This is a genomic window from Nonomuraea fastidiosa (genome assembly GCF_042751225.1).
Classification (GTDB): domain Bacteria; phylum Actinomycetota; class Actinomycetes; order Streptosporangiales; family Streptosporangiaceae; genus Nonomuraea; species Nonomuraea fastidiosa.
In genome coordinates this window covers 1,723,807-1,743,488 of the sequence record NZ_CP170570.1, presented here as the reverse complement: position 1 = coordinate 1,743,488, position 19,682 = coordinate 1,723,807, and the positions used below count along the sequence as shown (strand labels likewise).

General features: G+C 72.0%; 17 protein-coding genes and 1 pseudogene. 11 read left to right on the top strand and 7 right to left on the bottom strand.

The window, feature by feature from the left end:
- The first annotated feature begins 166 nt into the window (after positions 1-166).
- The 5 genes and pseudogenes from ACFMQL_RS07825 (at position 167) to ACFMQL_RS07805 (ending at position 4,590) form a co-directional block, all read left to right on the top strand.
- Positions 167-1,189, top strand: coding sequence for a sugar ABC transporter substrate-binding protein (locus tag ACFMQL_RS07825; protein ID WP_378785076.1), 1,023 nt, complete (start codon positions 167-169; stop codon positions 1,187-1,189).
- On the top strand, positions 1,189-2,667 hold the full coding sequence (locus ACFMQL_RS07820; protein WP_364059257.1) for a sugar ABC transporter ATP-binding protein: 1,479 nt from the start codon (positions 1,189-1,191) through the stop codon (positions 2,665-2,667). The genes ACFMQL_RS07825 and ACFMQL_RS07820 overlap by 1 nt, the downstream gene beginning before the upstream one ends.
- On the top strand, positions 2,664-3,653 hold the full coding sequence (locus ACFMQL_RS07815; RefSeq protein WP_364059254.1) for an ABC transporter permease: 990 nt from the start codon (positions 2,664-2,666) through the stop codon (positions 3,651-3,653). Before ACFMQL_RS07820 ends, ACFMQL_RS07815 begins: the two co-directional genes overlap by 4 nt.
- Positions 3,653-3,814 (top strand): annotated as a pseudogene (locus ACFMQL_RS07810) (aldo/keto reductase); the annotation flags it as partial. The gene ACFMQL_RS07815 and the pseudogene ACFMQL_RS07810, both read left to right, overlap by 1 nt.
- Positions 3,815-3,963: 149 nt before the next feature.
- Positions 3,964-4,590, top strand: coding sequence for an aldo/keto reductase (locus ACFMQL_RS07805; protein ID WP_378785075.1), 627 nt, complete (start codon positions 3,964-3,966; stop codon positions 4,588-4,590).
- A 204-nt stretch (positions 4,591-4,794) separates the two neighbouring features.
- Here ACFMQL_RS07805 and ACFMQL_RS07800 read toward each other — a convergent pair whose 3' ends face one another.
- The 6 genes from ACFMQL_RS07800 to ACFMQL_RS07775 all read right to left on the bottom strand — a co-directional run bounded on the left by ACFMQL_RS07800 (position 4,795) and on the right by ACFMQL_RS07775 (position 10,901).
- Positions 4,795-5,742, bottom strand: a complete 948-nt coding sequence (locus ACFMQL_RS07800; RefSeq protein ID WP_364059248.1) for a DNA polymerase ligase N-terminal domain-containing protein — start codon at positions 5,740-5,742, stop codon at positions 4,795-4,797.
- A gap of 217 nt (positions 5,743-5,959) precedes the next feature.
- Complete coding sequence (locus tag ACFMQL_RS07795) at positions 5,960-6,640, bottom strand: FadR/GntR family transcriptional regulator (RefSeq protein WP_364059245.1); 681 nt, start codon at positions 6,638-6,640, stop codon at positions 5,960-5,962.
- A 25-nt stretch (positions 6,641-6,665) separates the two neighbouring features.
- Positions 6,666-7,700, bottom strand: a complete 1,035-nt coding sequence (locus ACFMQL_RS07790) for an MBL fold metallo-hydrolase (protein WP_364059242.1) — start codon at positions 7,698-7,700, stop codon at positions 6,666-6,668.
- A gap of 44 nt (positions 7,701-7,744) precedes the next feature.
- Positions 7,745-8,857: a steroid 3-ketoacyl-CoA thiolase gene (locus ACFMQL_RS07785; RefSeq protein WP_378785073.1), complete on the bottom strand. Its 1,113-nt coding sequence runs from the start codon at positions 8,855-8,857 to the stop codon at positions 7,745-7,747.
- A gap of 42 nt (positions 8,858-8,899) precedes the next feature.
- On the bottom strand, positions 8,900-9,889 hold the full coding sequence (locus tag ACFMQL_RS07780) for a sigma-70 family RNA polymerase sigma factor (RefSeq protein ID WP_364059236.1): 990 nt from the start codon (positions 9,887-9,889) through the stop codon (positions 8,900-8,902).
- Between the two features lie 361 nt (positions 9,890-10,250).
- Entirely contained in the window at positions 10,251-10,901 is a 651-nt protein-coding gene (locus tag ACFMQL_RS07775; protein WP_378785071.1) for a TetR family transcriptional regulator, read from the bottom strand.
- Positions 10,902-11,088: 187 nt separating this feature from the next.
- Between ACFMQL_RS07775 and ACFMQL_RS07770 the strand changes: the two genes are divergently transcribed.
- Genes ACFMQL_RS07770 through ACFMQL_RS07745 form a run of 6 tightly spaced genes read left to right on the top strand, consistent with a single transcriptional unit; the run spans position 11,089 to position 17,467 of the window.
- The gene (locus tag ACFMQL_RS07770) at positions 11,089-12,777 is read left to right on the top strand and encodes an AMP-binding protein (protein WP_378785069.1); all 1,689 of its coding nucleotides are present in this window, start codon (positions 11,089-11,091) and stop codon (positions 12,775-12,777) included.
- Positions 12,778-12,779: 2 nt separating this feature from the next.
- Entirely contained in the window at positions 12,780-13,757 is a 978-nt protein-coding gene (locus ACFMQL_RS07765; protein WP_378785067.1) for an acyl-CoA dehydrogenase family protein, read from the top strand.
- Positions 13,757-14,911: an acyl-CoA dehydrogenase family protein gene (locus ACFMQL_RS07760; protein ID WP_378785065.1), complete on the top strand. Its 1,155-nt coding sequence runs from the start codon at positions 13,757-13,759 to the stop codon at positions 14,909-14,911. Before ACFMQL_RS07765 ends, ACFMQL_RS07760 begins: the two co-directional genes overlap by 1 nt.
- Before the next feature lie 26 nt (positions 14,912-14,937).
- Positions 14,938-15,846: a bifunctional MaoC family dehydratase N-terminal/OB-fold nucleic acid binding domain-containing protein gene (locus tag ACFMQL_RS07755; protein WP_364059225.1), complete on the top strand. Its 909-nt coding sequence runs from the start codon at positions 14,938-14,940 to the stop codon at positions 15,844-15,846.
- Entirely contained in the window at positions 15,843-16,313 is a 471-nt protein-coding gene (locus ACFMQL_RS07750; protein WP_364059222.1) for a MaoC family dehydratase, read from the top strand. Before ACFMQL_RS07755 ends, ACFMQL_RS07750 begins: the two co-directional genes overlap by 4 nt.
- On the top strand, positions 16,310-17,467 hold the full coding sequence (locus ACFMQL_RS07745; RefSeq protein WP_378785062.1) for a lipid-transfer protein: 1,158 nt from the start codon (positions 16,310-16,312) through the stop codon (positions 17,465-17,467). Before ACFMQL_RS07750 ends, ACFMQL_RS07745 begins: the two co-directional genes overlap by 4 nt.
- Before the next feature lie 27 nt (positions 17,468-17,494).
- On the opposite strand, the gene ACFMQL_RS07740 is transcribed toward ACFMQL_RS07745, so the two are convergent.
- Entirely contained in the window at positions 17,495-19,378 is a 1,884-nt protein-coding gene (locus tag ACFMQL_RS07740) for a hypothetical protein (RefSeq protein ID WP_378785060.1), read from the bottom strand.
- Positions 19,379-19,682: the final 304 nt, after the last annotated feature.

Here is a 19,682-nt window from a genome sequence, read left to right as displayed (position 1 = left end):
GGCCGACCGGCCCTCCGCCCCGAGGGTCAGGCGACGAAAAGCCGACCGGCCCTCCGCCCCGAGGGTCAGGCGACGAAAGGCCGACGGTCCTCCGCCCCGAGGGCCGGGCGACCAAGGCCGATGGCCCTCCGGCCGGAGGGCCAGGCGACTAAGGAAGGTACCCCCCATGAAGTTCGGACGGGCGGTCGCGGCAGCGGCCCTGCTGGCGGCTATGACCGCGTGCGGTTCAGGCGCCACGACGGCAGGAGGAGGCGGCGGCGGAAAGGTCGGCATCGACCACCCCCGCGCCGACTCCGACTTCTGGAACTCCTACATCAAGTACGTCCCCCAGATGGCCGAAGAGCTCAAGGTGGACCTCATGCCCGCCACGAACTCGCAGAACGACGTGGCCAAGCTGGTCAACAACGTGCAGGCGCTGATCGGCCAGGGCGCCAAGGTCATCGTCATGGCCCCGCAGGACACCGGCGCCGTCGCCAACATCCTGCAGCAGCTGGAGAACAAGAAGATCCCGGTCGTCACCGTGGACACCCGTCCCGACAAGGGCAAGGTCTACATGGTCGTACGCGCCGACAACCGCGCGTACGGCACCAAGGCCTGCGAGTTCCTCGGCGAGAAGCTCGGCGGCAAGGGCAAGGTGGTGCAGCTCCAGGGCTCGCTCGGCTCGATCAACGGCCGCGACAGGTCGGAGGCGTTTCTGGACTGCATGAAGACCAAGTTCCCTGACATCACGGTGTTCAGCGAGCCGACCGAGTGGGAGGGCACCAAGGCCGCGTCGATGCTGCAGACCCGCCTGGAGCAGAACCCCGACATCAAGGGGATCTACATGCACGCGGGTGGCGTGCACCTGGCGCCGACGCTGCAGGTGCTCAAGCAGAAGGGTCTGCTGGTCCCGCCGGACGACCCCAAGCACATCTTCGTGGTCTCCAACGACGGCATCCCGCAGGAGTTCGAGTCGATCCGCAAGGGCGAGATCGACGCGACGGTCTCGCAGCCGGCCGACCTGTACGCCAAGTACGCCCTCTACTACGCCAAGGCCGCGGCCGAGGGCAAGACGTTCCAACCCGGCCCGACCGACCACGACAGCACGATCATCCAGCTTCCGAACGGCCTGGAGGACCAGCTCCCCGCGCCGCTCGTGACGAAGGAGAACGTGGACGACAAGGCCCTCTGGGGCAACCAGGCCCAGTGATGAACGTTCACGTCGAAGCCAGGAACGTGGTCAAGCGCTTCGGCCCGACGACCGCGCTCGACGGCGCGCACATCGCGATCGCCGAGGGCGAGACGCATGCGCTGGTCGGCAGGAACGGCGCGGGCAAGTCCACGCTGGTGTCGATCCTGACCGGGCTGCAACGCCCGGACGAGGGCGAGGTGCGCTTCTCCGGCGAGCCCGCGCCGCCGCTCGGCGACCGTGACGCCTGGCGGCGGCGGGTGGCCTGCGTCTACCAGAAGTCCACGATCATCCCGGCCCTGACCGTCGCCGAGAACCTGTTCCTCAACCGCCAGTCCGACGGGCAGAAGATCAACTGGCGGGCGCTGCGGGCCAGGGCCAGGGAGCTGCTGGACACGTACGAGGTGGACGTGGACGCGCAGGCGCTGGCCGGCGACCTCAGCGTCGAGCAGCGCCAGCTCGTGGAGATCGCCCGCGCGCTGTCGTTCGGCGCCAGGTTCATCATCCTGGACGAGCCCACCGCGCGGCTCGACGGGCCGGCGATCGAGCGCCTGTTCGCGCGCATGCGCTCGCTGCGCGAGCAGGGCGTGACCATGATGTACATCTCCCACCACCTCGACGAGGTCTACGAGATCTGCCAGAGCGTCACGGTCTTCCGCGACGCCCGGCACGTCCTGACCAGCCCGGTCGCCGACCTGCCGCACGACGAGCTGGTGGCGGCGATGACCGGCGAGGCCACGACCGAGTACCAGGCCCGCGAGCACACGCCGGGCGAGCGCGTGGTGCTGGAGGGCAAGGGGCTGTCGCTGGCCGACCGCTACTCCGCCATCGACCTCGCGGTCAGGTCCGGCGAGGTCGTCGGCCTGGCCGGCTCGGCGAGCAGCGGCAAGGTCAGCCTCGCCGAGACCCTGGTCGGCCTGCGCAAGGCGGACGCCGGGACGGTCACCGTCAACGGCACCCGGGTCAAGCCCGGCGACGTGCCCGCGGCGATGCGGGCCGGGCTCGGGTTCGTGCCGCAGGACCGCCACCACGAGGGCTTCGTGCCGCTGCTGTCGGTGGGGGAGAACGCCACGTTCCCGATCGCCCGCAAGCTCGGCCGCTTCGGCGTCGTCTCGCCCGCGCGGCGGCGCGCCACGGCCGAGCGGCTGATCGCCTCCCTGGACATCAAGACGGAAGGCCCCGACCAGCCGGTGGGCGACCTGTCGGGAGGCAACGCGCAGAAGGTGGTGTTCGCGCGGGCGCTGGTGGACGACCCGGCCGTGCTGGTGGTGATCAATCCGACCGCCGGCGTCGACGTCAAGGCCAAGCAGGCCCTGCTCGGCGCCGTCGAGGACGCCGTCGAGCGCGGCGCGGGGGCCGTGGTGGTCTCCGACGAGCTCGACGACCTGCGGATCTGCGACCGGGTGCTGGTGATGTTCCACGGCAGGGTCGTCAAGGAGGTGCCGCGTGGCTGGAGTGACCACGAGCTCGTGGCCGTGATGGAAGGCATAGAAGAGTGACTGCTTTGACGGCTCCGGCCCCTCGGGTGCGGCTGGCCAAGTTCCGCGATCTGACGCTCGTCCCGGTGATCGTGCTCCTGCTGGTCGTCGGCGCGTTCCTCGACCCGACCTTCCTGACGCCGGGCAACCTGACGAACGTGCTCCAGCAGCAGGCCGCGATCTCGCTGCTGGTGCTGGCCGAGGCGATGATCCTGATCGCCGGCAAGTTCGACCTGTCGCTGGAGTCGACGGTCGGCACCGCGCCCGCGATCGCGGTGATGCTGGTCATCCCGGTGTCGGCCGGCGGGTTCGGCATCGGGCTGCCGGGGGCGCTGGCGATCCCGCTGGCGCTGCTCATCGGGGCCGCGATCGGCGCGTTCAACGGTTTCCTGATCATACGGTTCCAGCTCTCGGCGTTCATCGTCACGCTGGCCATGCTGATCATCGTGCACGGGCTGCTCCAGGGACCGACCGAGGGCAAGACGCTGTTCCAGCTCCCCGAGTCGATCCTCTACCTGGGCAGCGCCATGTGGCTGGGGCTGCCGGCCTCGATCTGGATCGCCGGCGTGCTGTTCGCGGCCGGCATCTTCGGCCTCGGCTACCTTCGGCTCGGCCGCGCGCTGTACGCGATCGGCGGCAACCTCGACGCCGCCCGCGCCGCCGGCATCAGGGTGGACCGCGTCCTGTACGGCGTGTTCATCCTGGGCGGCACGCTCGCCGCGCTGGCCGGCGTGCTGGAGACCGGCAGGCTCGGCGCCATCGGCAACAACCAGGGCGTCGGCTGGATCTTCATGGTGTTCGCCGCGGCCGTCATCGGCGGTGTCAGCATGGACGGCGGCAAGGGCACGATCCTTGGCGCGCTCACCGGCGTGCTGGTGATCGGCCTGGTGCAGAACATCCTCACGCTCATCGGCGTCTCGGGCTTCTGGCAGCCGGTCATCTACGGCTCCATCATCCTCGTCGCGCTCATGATCAGCAGAATCGCCGGAGGAAAGGCACAAGATTGATGGACCGGATCGAGCTGCCCCGCGTCGGCTTCGGCGGCGCTCCCATCGGCAACCTCTATGACGCGGTGGCCGAGGAGCAGGCGCGCGCCACCGTCGAGGCCGCCTGGGAGAGCGGCATCCGCCTGTACGACACCGCCCCCCACTACGGCCTCGGCGTGTCGGAGCGGCGGATCGGCGCGGCGCTGGCCGGCCGGTCGGGTTACCTGCTGTCGACGAAGGTCGGCCGGCTGCTGCGGCCGGCCGGCTGCGTCCTTCGAAGGCCGGCGGGCGCGAGGAGCTGGGCTTCGCCGAGCCCGACGACCTGGAGCGGGTGTGGGACTTCTCCGCGGGCGGCGTACGCACGTCGCTGGCGGAGTCCCTCGACCGCCTCGGCCTGCCCGGCGTGGACATCGCCTTCATCCATGACCCCGACGACCACGCCGACCAGGCGATCAAGGAGGCGTACCCGGCGCTGGCCGAGCTGCGCGCCGAGGGCCGCATCCGCGCGGTCGGCGTCGGCATGAACCAGTGGCAGGTGCCGCTGCGCTTCGTCCGCGAGACCGACATCGACGTGGTCATGCTGGCCGGACGCTACACGCTGCTCGACCAGTCCGGCCTGCCGCTGCTGGAGGAGTGCGCGCGGCGGGGTGTCAAAGTGCTCGCCGCCGGGGTGTTCAACAGCGGGCTGCTGGCCACCCACGAGCCGGGCGGCACCTTCGACTACCTGCCCGCGCCCGAGCACGTGGTGGCCAAGGCCCGGCGGATCGCCGCGGTGTGCGAGCGCCACGGCGTCACGCTGCCGCAGGCGGCGATGGCGTTCCCGCTGCGGCACCCGGCGGTCGCGACGATCGTCGTGGGGGCGCGCAGCCCGCAGGAGGTGCGGGAGAACGCCGCGCTGCGGGCGCGGCCGGTGCCGGACGAGCTGTGGGAGGACCTGGCGTCGGAGGGGCTGCTGTAGTCGGCCGCTGTGGTCGGCCGCTGTGGTCGGATGCTGTAGCCGGATGCTGTGGTCGGCCGCCGAAGTTGGATGCTGAAGTTGGATGCCGTAGTTGGATGCTGTAGCCGGACGTTGCAGTTGGATGCTGTAGTCGGATGCTGGGGGAGGCGGGGGCTCCGGCTTCGTGGTCGCGCGGCTCCGGCGTCTCGGCCTGAAACTCTTCGTTCAGGAGGGGATGAACAGCCAGGATTTCGACGGGCCCGGCTCGTACGGCGAGTCGAGCCGCTTGGCCACCACCCCCGGCAGCCCCTGCTCCTTGGCGGCCTGCCGGACCGGCGCGAACTCCCCTGGCCACGACGGCGCGGTCTGCCAGTGGCCGCCGGCCAGGTCGAGCGCCTCCAGGGCGGCCCGACGCACGCTGTAGGGCTCGCCGGTCAGCGCGTGGCCGTCGTCGTACAGCAGGTCGTAGAAGACGAGCAGCTCCGCGCCGCCGAGCGTGACCAGCTCGCCGTCCAGCACGGCCGTGCGGCTGCCGAACGACTCGGCCAGCTCGCGCAGCCACGGGTGCTCGCGGGCCGCCTCGGTACGCCCGCCGTCGATCGGCACCAGCAGCCGCCGCCCGCCCCAGGCGAACTCGAAGGCGTGGTCCGCGACGTTCCTTGGCGGCCTGGCCCGTTCGGTCGGCTCCATGGGCGCGAGGTCGGGGAACGGATCGCGGACCGCCGCGCCCATCCGGTGGATCATCCAGTTGTCGCCCCTGGTCTTGAACAGCACGAACCGGCCGGAGGCCCGCTCGCCGTTCAGCACGATCTTGACCTCGTCCTCCGACCACTTCTCCGTCTCGTACGTGCCGCTGTCCCAGACGGTCATGGTGCCGCCGCCGTACTCGCCCTGGGGGATCTCGCCCTGGAAGGTGAGGTACTCCATCGGGTGGTCCTCGGTGTGCACGGCGAGGTGGTCGGTGCCGGGGTCGGCGGGCAGGCCCTTGGGCACCGCCCAGGAGACGAGCACGCCGTCGCGTTCGAGCCGCAGGTCCCAGTGCAGGGAGCGGGCATGGTGCTCCTGGATGACGAACGCGTCGCCGCCCGGGGTGGCGGATGGGGTGCCGGGGACGGGCTCAGGCGTGCGGCTGGGGTCGCGTTTGCTCCGATACTTCGTCAGTTTGCCGGGCACAAGACCGGTCCTACCCGCAGCCGAGCCCGCCGATCGTGTCTACCGCGACCTGGAGCCCGACGTGGTGCCGACTCACCCGCTCACCGACCCGTGAAGCGCCGCCTGGGAGCGCCCGGGGGCGGGGTGTCACGGGAGAGCCCGGGGTGGGCGCCGGATGGGCCTTCCCGGGCTGATCCACTGACTGGCGGGGTGATTCCTCCGATGTGTGGTCGTCCGCTCAGTCCATTTCCAGGGCCCGGCGCAGCCACGCCTCGACGCCCGCGATGTGCACGGTCGCCCATGAACGCGCCACGTCGGCCTGGCGGGCGGCGATGGCCTCGTAGATCGCCGTGTGCTGCTCGCGCGTCTTCTCCATCGCCCCCTCCTGGGTGAGCCCGCGCCAGATCCTGGCCCGGGTGGTCGGCCCCGACAGGCTCTCGATGAACGAGCACAGCACGCTGTTGCCCGAGCCCTGCGCGATGCGGTGGTGGAACTCCAGGTCGTTGGCCACCAGCTCCTCGACCGTCGGCTCATCGGGCAGCTTTTCGAGGATCACCCGCAGTTCCTCGATGTCGGCGTCGGTCATCTGCTCGGTGGCCATCGCGGTGGCGGCCGGCTCGAGGATGCGACGTACCTCGAAGAACTGCAGCACGGTGTCGTCGCGGTGCAGGTCGAGCACGAACGACATGGTGTCGAGCAGCAGCCGGGGCTCCAGGCTGGTGACGTACGTGCCGTCACCTTGGCGCACGTCGAGCACGTTGATCAGCGACAGCGCGCGCACGGCCTCGCGCAGCGAGTTGCGCGACAGGCCGAGCCGCTCGGCGAGGTCGGCCTCCTTGGGCAGGCGGTCGCCGGGCGCCAGCTCGCCCGAGACGATCATTTGCTTGATCTTGTCGATGGCCGCGTCGGTGACCGCCACACTCTTCTCCCTAGACATCGGATGTCTAGGAGTTTAGAGCCTGGAAGCGGACCGGATCGACCCCTGCGTGCCGGCGCACCTGGCCGCGCGCCTCCAGCGTACGCAGGTGGGCGGCGGCCTCCCCGGCCGCCATGCCTCGCAAGGCCGGGGGCAGCTCGCCCCACGGCCGGTTCCACGTCATCATCGCGGCGACCTCCCAGATGGTCAGCGGCTGCGCCTGCCGGGCGAGCAGGTCGCGCAGCCGTTCCAGTTTCTCCTCGTGATGGTGGCGGATCTCGGCGGCGCGCGCCGCAACATCCGGAAATATCCACTCATGAGCGGGGAGCGCGTCGAGGGGACCGCACGACGCGGAGAGGTCGGCGACGCGATCGAGCGAGTCCAGGAAGTCGCTCAGGGGATCGACGTCGTCGCGATCGTAGGGGTAGATGCCCACATGCGGGGTGATGTCGGGCAGGACGTGGTCGCCGGTGAACAGCCGGTCCGCGTCCTCCAGATGCAGGCAGATGTGGCCGGGCGTGTGACCCGGCGTGTGCACGGCCCGCAGCTCGCGACCCGGCAGGTCCACCAGGTCGCCGTCGCGCAGCTCGCGGTCGGGCATGGCAGGTGGCACGGGCCTGGTGCCCATGACCTGCCTGGCCTCGCTCGGGTCGGCCCCGGCGCGGCGCAGCATGTCGCTCTGGAAGTCGTCCTGCTCGCTCGCGGCGTACTCGGTCATGAGCCTGACCAGCGCCGCGTCGTCCTCGTGCATGGCGATCCAGCAAGCGGACGCCTCGCGGACCTGCCCGGCGAGGCCGGCGTGGTCGGGATGGAAATGGGTGACGACCACCCCGCTCACCGTCGTGACGTCGAGGCCCAGCACGGCCAGGCCGCCGGAGAGGGCGTCCCAGGCGTCGGGGTGGTTCCACCCGGCGTCGATCAGCAGGGGGCCTCTGGGGGACTCGACGGCGTACACGAGCGTGTAGCCGAGCGGGTTGCCGGGGATCGGCACCGGCACGCTCCACACCCCGCCGCCGAGGTCCTGCGGACGCTGCTCCGCGTACGGTCTGCGCCTGGTCTTCATGTGCCCCCGATTCGTGGTGCTCCGTGGTGCCTTGTGGTGGGCGGTCAGCCGATGCGTTCCAGGATGGTCGCGGTGGCCAGCGCGCCGCCCGCGCACATCGAGACGAGCGCGGTGCCGAGGTCCGCGCGCTCCAGCTCGTGCAGCGCCGTGGTGATCAGGCGGGCGCCGGTCGCGCCCACCGGATGGCCGAGCGCGATCGCGCCGCCGTTGACGTTGACCCGGTCGAAGTCGGGCTCGTGCACGCTCGCCCAGGACAGGACGACCGACGCGAACGCCTCGTTCACCTCGAACCTGTCGATGTCGCCGATCGTCATCCCGGCCGTCGCGAGCGCCTTCGCCGTCGCCGCCACCGGCCCGTCGAGGTGGTAGTACGGCTCCGCGCCGACCAGCGCCTGGGCCAGGATGCGCGCCCGGGGACGCAGGCCGTGCCGCCGCGCCGCCTCCTCGCTCATCACCAGCACGGCCGCCGCGCCGTCGGAGATCTGCGACGAGGTGCCGGCGGTGTGCAGCCCGCCCTCCACCACCGGCTTCAGCCCGGCCAGGCCCTCGACGGTGGTCTCGCGCAGGCCCTGATCCTTGCGTACGTCGCCGACCGGCACGATCTCCCGCTCGAACCGCCCGTCGGCCCACGCCTTGGCGGCGAGCCGCTGCGAGCGGGCCCCGAACCAGTCGAGCCGCTCGCGCGTCAGCCCGCGCCGCCGCGCGATGCGCTCGGCCGCCGTGAACTGGTCGGGCAGGTCGATGCTCCAGTCGTCGGGACGCGGCTCGGCGGGCCGCACGTTGCTGCCCAGCGGCGCCCGGCTCATGACCTCGACGCCGCAGCCCACGCCGGCCTCGATCACGCCCGCCGCGATCAGCGCCGCCGCGAGGTGCACCGCCTGCTGCGACGAGCCGCACTGGGCGTCGACCGTGGTGACGCCGGTCTCGTGGGGCAGGCCGGCGTAGAGCCAGGCGTATCTGCCGACGTGGCCGCCCTGCTCGCCCGCCTGCGTCACGCAGCCGGTGAACACCTGCCCGACGATCGCGGGGTCGATGCCCGCGCGGTCGATCAGCCCGTTCAGCGCCGTGGCCAGAACCTGTTGCGGTTTCAGGTGCGCCAGCCAGGCCCGCTTGCCGATGGGGGTGCGTACGGCCTCGACGATCACGGGTGTGCCCATAGCCGCCTCCAGAAGGATGCTCTGGCGCGACTGTAATCGGTTCTAGTTTGTTTCGGAACCCTCCCATTTCGGCGGGAGGCCGAACGCCTCGAACAGCTTCTCCTCGAAGAACATGCCGACGTGGCTGACGCGGTCGCCCGACAGGGTCAGCACCATGATGGCGAACTGACCGTAGACGCCGTCTTTGCGGAGGTAGACCGCGAAGGCCGGCTGGCCGTTGGCCGCCACCGGCACCAGGCGCAGATCGCCCGCCCGCTCGGCCGGGCACTGCGTCCTGGTGAGCTCGGCGATCGTCTCCGGCCCCTGGTACCAGCCGACGAACGGCGGCATCTCCCAGACAGCGTCCTCGGTGAACAGATGGACCAGGCCGTCGACGTCGTAATTTTCGAACGCGGCGACGTAACGGTCGAGCAGCTCCCGCTGCTCCGGCGTCAGCGGCTCCACCGGGTCGTCGAGGCTCGGCGCCACCTCGTCGAGCTGGGCGCGGGCCCGCTGCAGCAGGCTGTTGACCGCCGCCGTCGAGACCCCCACCGCCTCGGCCACCTCGGCGGCCTTCCACTTGAGCACGTCGCGCAGCACCAGCACCGCGCGCTGGCGGGGCGGCAGGTGCTGCAGCGCGGCGATCAGCGCGAGCCTGATGCTCTCGCGCGAGGTCACGATCGCCGCCGGGTCGTCGGCCCCGGCGCCCAGCAGGTCATCCGGCGCCGGCTCCAGCCACGGCACCTCCTCGTCGCGGACGAGCGGCGCGGTCGCCTCCTGACTGGGAGCGCCGAGCCCGGTCGGCAGCGGGCGCTTGTTACGGCTGTCGAGCGCGGTCAGGCACGTGGTCGTCGCAATGCGGTAGAGCCACGTGCGCAGGGACGAACGCCCCTCGAAGCCCTCGTACGCCTTCCACGCACGCAGGTACGTCTCCTGCACGAGGTCTTCGGCGTCGTGCACCGAGCCCATCATGCGGTAACAGTGCGCGAACAGCTCGCGCCGCATCGGATCAGCCAAGCGAAGGAAGTCCTCGCTCGTCGGCTTGTCGGTCATACCCCCTGTATAGCTCCCGCCACCGACAGAACCGCCCCAGTCCGCTCACCGCCCGGCTGTCCCGGCCCCCGTGCTCGGGGCTGCCGGCTGCTCGGGGTGACCGGCCGCGTGGGGGTGGTGCGTCGCGTGGGGTGACCGGCCGCTCGTGAGCAGCCCCCTGCTGCGGAGCAGCTCACGGTTGCGGAGGCTCACTGCCAGGGGTGGCCCACCGCTTGGAGCGGCGCGCTGCTCGGGGTGGCTGGCCGCTTGGGGTGGCGTGCCGCTCGGGGTGGCGGCCGGGGCAGCGCACGGCGCGGGGCGGTCGGATCGCCGAGGCGCTGTGGTGGCCCGCTGCTCGGGGCGGTGGTGGGACAGGGTGGGGTCAGATGTCGGAGAGGAGGCGGGCGGCGGCGGTTTCGATGCGGCGCTGGATCTGGTCGTACGTGCGCCGCCCCCGCAGCATCTCCAGCAACTCCTGCACCCACACGCTGGCCAGCGACCCCGCGAGGTCGATCTGCTCCTCGCCGGCCTCCTCCAGGGTGAGCCCGTCGGCGGAGACGCGCAGCAGCAGCCCCGTCATGCGGTCGCCGAAGGGGGTCTGCACCTCGGCCATGATCAGCGAGCGGATGAGCGCGTCGGCCAGCTCGGGCTCGCGCATGAGCCCCCTGGTGGCCCGCATGAGCACGTCGACCGCGCGGCTCGCCGGGGTGGCGGCGCTCGGCGGGCGGCGCTCGATGCTGCTCTCCAGCAGGTCGAGCTCCTCGCCGACGACGGCCACGACGAGGTCCATCTTGGAGGGGAAGTAGCGGTAGAGCGTGCCAAGCGCCACGCCCGCGCGTTCGGCCACCGTGCGCATCTGCATGGCCTCGACGCCGCCCCGCGAGGCCAGCGCCGCCGCGGCCTGGACGATGCGCTTGCGGCGTTGGTGCTGGCTGCGCGTGCGTACGCTGTGCCCGCCCGGGGCGGAAGGGTTTTCCATGGTGCCCTCGGAGTCGCTGGGGGGCGCTGCGATGGTGGCCTGCGTAGAACGCATGAGAACACGTTATCTGATTTTGTGACGGCACGGCTTGTTACTCGTGAGTCACAAACCGGCCCTATCGGCCCATGTCTACGGCGTTACACGGACATATCCCGCCATATCTCAGAGGGCCTCCGCTGGACACTCATTAGAATCTGTTCTAGTTTGCGAGTCAGCGAACCTAGCGCTTGCTGGAGGAGCGATGACCGCGGACACGCTCGCCTCCCTGCTGACCGCACGCGCCGGCGACGACCGCCCTGGGCTGGTGTTCGAGGACAGGGTGTGGACGTGGCGCGAACACGTCGCCGCCTGCCGCGCCGCCGCGGCCCGCCTGTCCGCGCACGGCCCGGGCACGCATGTCGGTGTGCTCAGCGAGAACGTTCCCGACCTGGTCTTCCTCATCGGCGGCGCGGCGCTGGCCGGGCATGTGGTGGTCGCGCTCAACCCCACCAGGGCGGCCCCTGAGCTGGTACGTGACGCCCGCGCCACCGACGTGACCCTGCTCTTGGCCGATGCTCCTTTCGGAGCCCTCGCTGACGAGGTCGCGGGTGCGTTGGGGCTGGCGGCCAAGCCTCTCGCCCCTGACACGCCCGCGGTCTCCCCGCCCGCAGACGAAAACCGGGCCGAGCGCGAGAGCCCCAGCCAGGCCGAGCCGCCGGCTCCACGCGCCGGCGCGTCCCTGTCCGCGGCCCACGACCTCGCCGAGCCGGCGGGCGGCGATCTCGTCATGCTGATCTTCACGTCGGGCACCTCGGGACGCCCCCGCGCCGTACGCATCACCCAGCGCAAGCTCGCCGTCCCCGGCCTCAGCCTGGCCGCGATGCTCACCGCAGACGACGCCGTCTACTGCGCGATGCCGCTGTTCCACTCGGGTGCGCTCATGGCCGCCTACGCCCCGGCCGTCGCGTCGGGGGCCCGGCTGGTGCTGCGGCGCCGTTTCTCGGCCTCGGGCCTGCTCCCCGACATCAGGCGGTACGGCGTCACGTACCTCCACTACGTCGGCAAGGCCCTGTCGTACGTGCTGGCCACCCCCGAGCGCCCGGACGACGCCGGCAACCCGCTGCGGATCGCCTTCGGCAACGAGGGCAGCGCGGTCGCGACCAGGCGGTTCGGGGAGCGGTTCGGCTGCCGGGTGATCGACGCCTTCGGATCGACGGAGACGGCGATCTCGCTCACCCCCGACCCCGGCGGGCCGCCCGGCTGCCTCGGCCGCCTGCCGGAGGGCGTACGGATCCTCGACCCGACCACGGGCCGCCCCTGCCCGCCCGCGCACATAGCGAACGGCCGCCTGCTCAACCCGGATGAGGCGATCGGCGAGCTGGTCAACACGGCCGGGCTCGGGTTGTTCGACGGCTACTACAACGACCCCGAGGCGGACGCCGAAAGGATCAGGGACGGCGCGTTCTGGTCGGGCGACCTGGTTTACGCCGACGCGCAGGGCCACGTCTTCTTCGCCGGCCGGGGCACGGAACGGCTGCGCGTGGACGGCGAGAACCTCGCCGTCACGCCCATCGAGGCGGCGTTACGCGAGTTCGGCGGGGTGGTGGAGGCGGCGGTCTACCCGGTGCCGGACGCGGCGGCCGGCGACCAGGTGATGGCGGCGCTCGTGCTGGAGCGCGCCTTCGACCCCGAGGCGTTCGCGGCCTTCCTCGCCGGGCGCGCCGACCTCGGTGCGAAGGCGCTGCCCCGGTACGTCCGCATCGCCCGCGAGCTGCCGCAGACCCCCTCGCACAAGGTCATCAAGCGGCACCTGGCCCGCGAGGCGTGGCGCACCGCCGACCCCGTCTGGTGGCGCACCCGGGACGGGTTCAGGCGGCTCACCGACGCGGACGTCAAGGACATCGAGGAGGACTTCGTACGGCACGGCAGGCGACACCTCTTGGAGATGTAGACGTGGATTTCAACCTGGACGAGACCCAGCGGGAGCTGCAGCGGCTCGCCGCCGAGGTGCTGGCGAAGGATGCGGACGAGGAGCGGCTGTCCCAGGCCGGCCTGCTCAGCCTGTGCGTGCCGGAGGAGGCGGGCGGTGCGGGGCTCGGCCCTGTGGAGATGGCCGTGGTGCTGCGCGAGGTCGGCGCCCGCGCGGCGGCGCTGCCCGCACTGCCGCTGCTCGCCGCCCAGCTGCTCCTGGCCCGCCACGGCGCACGAGACCTGCAGCGGCCGCCGGGCGCCCGGCTCACCCTCGCCGTACGCGAACCGGGCGCGCCGCTGAACGCCCCGCCCCGCACCACCGCCGTGCGGGCCCAGGGCGGCTGGACGGTGACCGGGCGCAAGACGCAGGTGCCGTATCCGGACGGCGCCGCGGTGCTGGTGACGGCGGACGAGGGGCTGTTCCTGGCCGAGAGCCCGGCGGGCACGCCCGAACACACCTCGACCGGCGAGCCGGCCGCCACGATCACGCTGGACGCGGCCCCCGCCGAGCGGATCGCCGGCCCCGAGGCGGCCGAAGACGCGGCACACGTGTTCACGGCGGCCGTCGCCGCCCAGGCGAGCGGAGTGCTCGCGGGCGCGCTCGAGCTGACGACCGGCCACATCAAGCAGCGCAGGCAGTTCGGGCGGGCGCTGGCCGAGTTCCAGGCGGTGACGATGCAGATCGCCGACGTCTACATCGCCGGCCGGGCGCTCGACGTGGCCATGTGGTCGGCGGCCTGGCGGCTGTCGGAGGGGCTGCCGGCCGGGCAGGACCTGGCGCTGGCGGCGTACCACGTGGGCGAGTCTGTCAGGGCGCTCTACACCTGCCAGCACCTGCACGGCGGGCTCGGCCTCGACGTCACCTACCCGCTGCACCGCTACTTCGCCCAGGCGGGGCACCTGTCCCATCTGCTCGGCGGCGCGGACGCCCAGCTCGACCTGATCGGAGCGCTCGTCTGATGTACATCGACCTGACACCCGAGCAGCGCAGGCTCCGCGACGAGCTGCGCGAGTACTTCGGCTCCTGCCTGACCGCCGAGGACCGGGCCGAGATCGCCGACGATCCGTTCGGCGAGGCGTACATGGAGCACTGCCGCCGCCTCGGCAGGGACGGCAAGCTCGGCATCGGCTGGCCCAAGGAGTACGGCGGAGGCGGCTACGGCCCCCTGGAGCAGCAGATCTTCGCCAACGAGATCGCCCGCGCCGGAGTGCCGTACCCGATCATCACCGTGCAGACGGTGGGCCCCACGCTCATGCAGTACGGCACCGAGCGGCAGAAGGACTTCTTCCTGCCCCGCATCCTGGCCGGCGAGTGCCACTTCGCGATCGGCTACAGCGAGCCGGAGGCGGGCACCGACCTGGCCGCGCTGCGCACGACGGCGGTGCTGGACGGCGACCACTACGTCGTCAACGGCCAGAAGATCTTCACGAGCGGCGCGCACTACGCCCAGTACATCTGGCTCGCGGCCCGCACCAACCCCGAGGCCAAGCGGCACAAGGGCATCACGATGATGATCGTCGACACGACCGATCCCGGCTTCTCGTGGACGCCGATCGTGACCATGGACGGCCGCCACCACACCAACGCCACCTACTACTCCGACGTCCGCGTCCCCGTGGACATGGTCGTGGGCGAGGTGGACCGCGGCTGGGATCTCATCGTCAACCAGCTCAACCACGAGCGCGTCACGCTCGGCCCGGCGGGCAACCTCGGCCAGGTCTACGACCGGTTCCGCGCCTGGGCCCGGCGTACGGGGCTGGACGCCGAGCCGGGCGTGCGGCGGGCGCTGGCCGCCGTGTGGGCCGCGTTCCGTACCAACGAGCTGCTGAACTGGCAGGTCGCGGCCAACATGGACCTGGGCTGGCTGGGCGCGCCCGACGCGTCCGCCACCAAGATCTACGCCTCCGAGCGCATGCAGGAGGCGGGCAGGATCGTCGGCGACGTCCTGGCGAGGTACGGCGACCCCGCCGACCCCGAGACCGCCGAGCTGATCGAGCGCATCGACAACGCCGCCAAGGGTGCGGTGGTGCTGACGTTCGGCGGCGGCGTGAACGAAGTGCAGCGCGAGCTGATCGCCATGCTCGGCCTGAGCCTGCCGAGGCCGCCCCGATGAGCGGCGCCCCGATGAGCGGCGCCCCGATGAGCGGCGCAGGGCTCGTCCTGAGCGACGCGGAGCTGCACGAGCTGGCCGCCAAGCAGACGGCTCTGGGGGAGGTGCGCGGCGCACCCGCCGACGACCCCGTCAACGTCCCCATGATCCGCCACTGGCTGGCCGCCATGGGCGACGCCAACCCCGTCTACCTCGAACGCGGCCTGGCACCGCCCGCCATGGCCCAGGTGTGGACGATGCGCGGCCCTGGTGCGGGCAAGGAGCGCTCACCGGTGGACGACCTGCTGGCCGCGCTCGACCGCAGCGGCTACACGGGCGTGGTGGCGACGAACTGCGAGCAGACCTACCACCGGTACGCGCGGGTGGGGGAGCGGCTGACCCCCGCCACCCGGCTGGCGGGGCTGGCCGGGCCCAAGCGCACCGCCCTGGGCGTCGGCTACTTCGCCACCTGGAACGTCACCTGGTACACCGACGAGGACGAACCGGTCGCCACGATGATGTTCCGCGTGCTCAAGTTCCGCCCCGAGCCCGAGAAGGAGCGGGCGCCGTACCCACTGCGGCCGGCCGTCAGCGACGACACCGCGTTCTTCTGGGACGGCGCCAAGCAGAAAGAGCTGCGCATCCAGGCGTGCGCCGACTGCGGTGAGCTGCGCCACCCGCCAGGTCCGCTGTGCCGGCGCTGCCGCTCGGCCAACCGGGGCTACACGGTGGCGAGCGGCGAGGGCGTGCTGTTCAGCTACGTCGTGCATCACCATCCGCCGGTGCCGGGGCGCGAGACGCCGTTCGTGGTGGGGGTGGTCGAGCTGCCGGAAGGCGTACGGGTCGTGGGCGACATCGTCGGCTGCGCGCCCGGTGACGTGGAGGTCGGGATGCGGTTGCGGGTGCGGTTCGACGCGATGGACGCCGAACTCGTCCTGCCGAGATGGGAGCCCGCATGATCGGCACGGAGCTGCCCGAGCTGACCATCGAGCTGACGCCGACCATGGTGATCTCGACGGCGCTGGCCACCAGGGACTTCACGCCCGTGCACCATGACCCGGAGCTGGCCCGCGCTCAGGGCTCGAAGGACATCTTCCTCAACATCCTCACCACGATGGGGCTGGTGCAGCGGTACGTCACCGACTGGGCCGGGCCCGGCGCGGTGATCAGGTCGATCGACGTGCGGCTCGGCGTGCCCGCGTACGCGGGGGACCGGCTGACCTTCACCGGCACGGTCGTGCAGGGCGCGGACGGCGAGCCGGCGGTGCGCGTGCGCGGCCGGGTCAGCCTCGGCGACCACGCCACCGCGACCGTCCGCCTCACACCGGGAGCGTCAGGCCCGGGAGCGTCAGGTCCCGGAGCGTCAGGTCCGGGAGCGTCAGGTCCGGGAGCGTCAGGTCCGGGAGCGCCAGGGGAGGCGCGGTGAACGCCGCGATCGCGGGCATCGGCGCCACCGAGTTCAGCAAGCGGTCAGGACGCTCCGAGCTGCGCCTCGCCGCCGAGGCCGTGCTCGCGGCGCTGGACGACGCGGGTCTGTCGCCCGCCGACGTGGACGGCCTGGTCACCTTCACCCAGGACACCAACCAGGAGATCGCCGTGGCCAGGGAGACCGGCATCGGCGAGCTGACCTTCTTCTCCCGCGTCGAGTACGGCGGCGGCGCGGCCTGCGGCACGGTCGCGCACGCGGCCATGGCGGTGGCGACCGGCATGGCGAGCACGGTGGTCTGCTACCGGGCGTTCAACGAGCGCTCGGGCCGCCGCTTCGGGCAGCCGAACACCGGCCTGACCGGGCAGCCCACCTCGCAGGGGCTGGAGATGAGCTGGCACGTCCCGTACGGGCTGATGACGCCCGCCGCCTGGGTCGCCATGTTCGCCCGCCGCTACATGCACGTGTACGGCGCCACCTCCGAGGACTTCGGCCGGGTGGCGGTGGCCATGCGCCGCCACGCCGCCACGAACCCGGCCGCCTGGTTCCACGGCCGGCCGATCACATTGGAGGAGCACCAGGCGTCCCGGTGGATCGTGGAGCCGCTGCACCTGCTCGACTGCTGCCAGGAGAGCGACGGCGCGGTGGCCCTGGTCGTCACCTCGGCCGAGCGCGCCCGCGACCTGCGCAGGTCGCCCGTGCTGATCGCCGCCGCCGCGCAGGGGGCCGGGGCCGGGCAGATGATGATGACGAGCTACTACCGCGATGACATGACCGGCCTGCCGGAGATGTCCGTCGTCGGCCGGCAGCTCTGGGAGAAGTCGGGGCTGTCGCCCGCCGACATCCAGACGGCCATCCTGTACGACCACTTCACCCCGTTCGTGCTGACCCAGCTCGAGGAGCTGGGCTTCTGCGGGCGCGGCGAGGCCCCGGGCTTCGTCCGGGACGAGGGCATCGAGCTGGACGGCCGCCTGCCGGTCAACCCGCACGGCGGGCAGCTCGGGGAGGCGTACATCCACGGCATGAACGGCATCGCCGAGGCCGTCCGCCAGATCAGGGGAACCGCGGCCAACCAGATCCCGGACGTCTCCAACGTCCTGGTGACGGCCGGGACCGGGGTGCCGACCAGCGGGCTGATCCTGACCGCCGGCTGAAGACCCTCCCCGAGGGTTCGGGGAAGGTCAGGGGCCGAGGACGCTCGGCATCGAGAAGAAGACGATCATCGCGATCGCCACGCAGAGCAGAAACCCGGCCGCTTCCCACACCCAGTCGTAGTGGCGGTCCTTACGGCGGCGCTGCTTCGGCGGGCGGCGGGTCACCTCGGGGCGGCGCTTGGGGACGGGACGCGCCCGGACCGGGCGCGGCGCGATCGGCGACGTCTCCTGCCAGCCCGCCTCGAACACGAGCTCACGGACGGCCCGCGTCCCCGCCTCACGCGGAGTCTCCCGCACCACCCGCTGCTCCGCCCCACTCGTGGCCTGGGAGCCTTCCGCCCTGGTCAGGGAGGTTTCCGTCCCGGTCAGGGAGCCTTCCGCCCTGGTCAGGGAGCCTTCCGACCCGGCCTGCGGTCCAGGCTCCGGCGCGGACAGGCGCTCAGGGAGCCGGTAGACGGGCTCTTTCGCGGGCTTGCCGCGCCCCTCGCGCCCGGCGGCCTTCCTTCCGGACCCGCGGCGCGCCGACTTGCCCGGCTGCTCAGCAGGCCGGGTGTGCGGCCGGAACAGCGGTGCGGCAGGCTCGCGGACCGTCTCCGGCGTCCGCACCGCGCCGAGCGGCGTCTCCGGCAGGCGGAGGAACTCCTCGGGGGTGGGCCGCGGCTCCATCGGCGGCCGCTGCCGGTCGGACCGCTTCGGCCGGGGGACCGGCCGGGCCGGACCGTTGTGCACGAGCACATCGCCCGTCATGTACGGATCGGGCGCGTCCTTCGGCAGGATCACGTCACCGGTCATGAACGGGTCGGTCGCGCTGGGCGGCGGCTCGGCCAGGTAGAACGGCCGCTCGACCGGCTTGCTCGCCCTGTCCGCCGCCCTGTCCGCCGCCCTGTCCGTCCCTCTGCCCGTCGTCTTGCCGGCCGCCCTGTCCGGCGCTCTGTCCGGCGCTCTGTCCGTCGTCTTGCCGGCCGCCTTGTCCGACCAGGCCAGCACGTCGCCGACGTCGCGCGGATCGCGGGCCGACCCCTGCTCGCCGAACGGAAGCCCGGTGCGCGGATCCCTGAACGCCCGGGTGGAGCCGAGCGGGTCGCGCAGCGGCAGATCGGGGTCGAGGATGTCGCCCGGCGGCCTGAGCGGGTCGCGCAGCTTGGGCATCGGGGCCGTGGTGGCGTCGTGCTCGGGCCTGCGCGACGAGGCGGGCGGCGTCAGCAGCTCGGCGGGGAAGATCACGGTGCTGGTCGCCGGGTCGGCCTCGGCCAGCGGCTGCGGCCAGACCGGCGGGCTGGGCCAGCGCGGCTTGGTGAACAGCGGGCCGGGCGCGGCCGGGCGCGAGCCGGCGAAGTGGATGCGCAGCGCACCGGGCGGCTGCGGCCACGGCAGGCGGCCGAGCACGTCGGGCAGCGGCGCGACCCGCAGCGCGCCGTAGACGTCGGCGACCGGCGTGGGCAGGCGTCCTCCGGCCGAGGCCAGCGCCGTGCTCAGCGCCTGGCGGAACTGCTGTCCCGCCGCGATCGTCAGCTCCTCGGCGGTGTCGGGCGCGACGTCGAGCACCCAGGCCAGCTCGTCCTTGCTCAGCCCGCACACCGCGCACAGCACCAGCACCTCGCGCTGGTGCGGGCGCAGCTCGCGCAGGGAGCGCTCGACGAGCGCCGTGGCCGGGTCGATGAACGGATCGACGGCAGGGGGCGAGTAGACGATGTCCCTGCGGTGGATCTCGCGGCGCGCGAACGCGTACAGCGCGGCGCGCGGCGGCGCGGTGTCCGGGACTCCGTTGAGCACGGCCGCCAGGACGTCGGACGCCGCGCCGAGGTCGCCGAGCTGGTCGGCGCAGTACGCGAACAGCCCGGCGGCGTGGCGGTCGTATAGCTCTGCGATCAGTTCTGCGCGCCGGCGCTGATCGGTGAGCGGCTGAGACACGGGCCGGTCCTCTTGTGGATGCGAACGCTGGGGGGGAGTGGTGCGCGTCGGGAGGTTGTGAGCTGATGCGTCAGGATTCGTGAGGGTAATCATGCCAACTGGCGTGGTCCGGCGCACTACCAGATAAAGAATTCATGCGAATCTCCACCCCAGAAGGCCGCATTCGGTAACGCGTCAACTGAAGCGTTTAAGGAAATCCCGAGGGGACACATCGGGAAGTATCGCCGTAGTCTGTGGGTTCAGGAGATCATGCGGCGGTCGTGGCACGGGGGCTGCGGCGCTGCCACCGAAAGCCCGAAGCGAG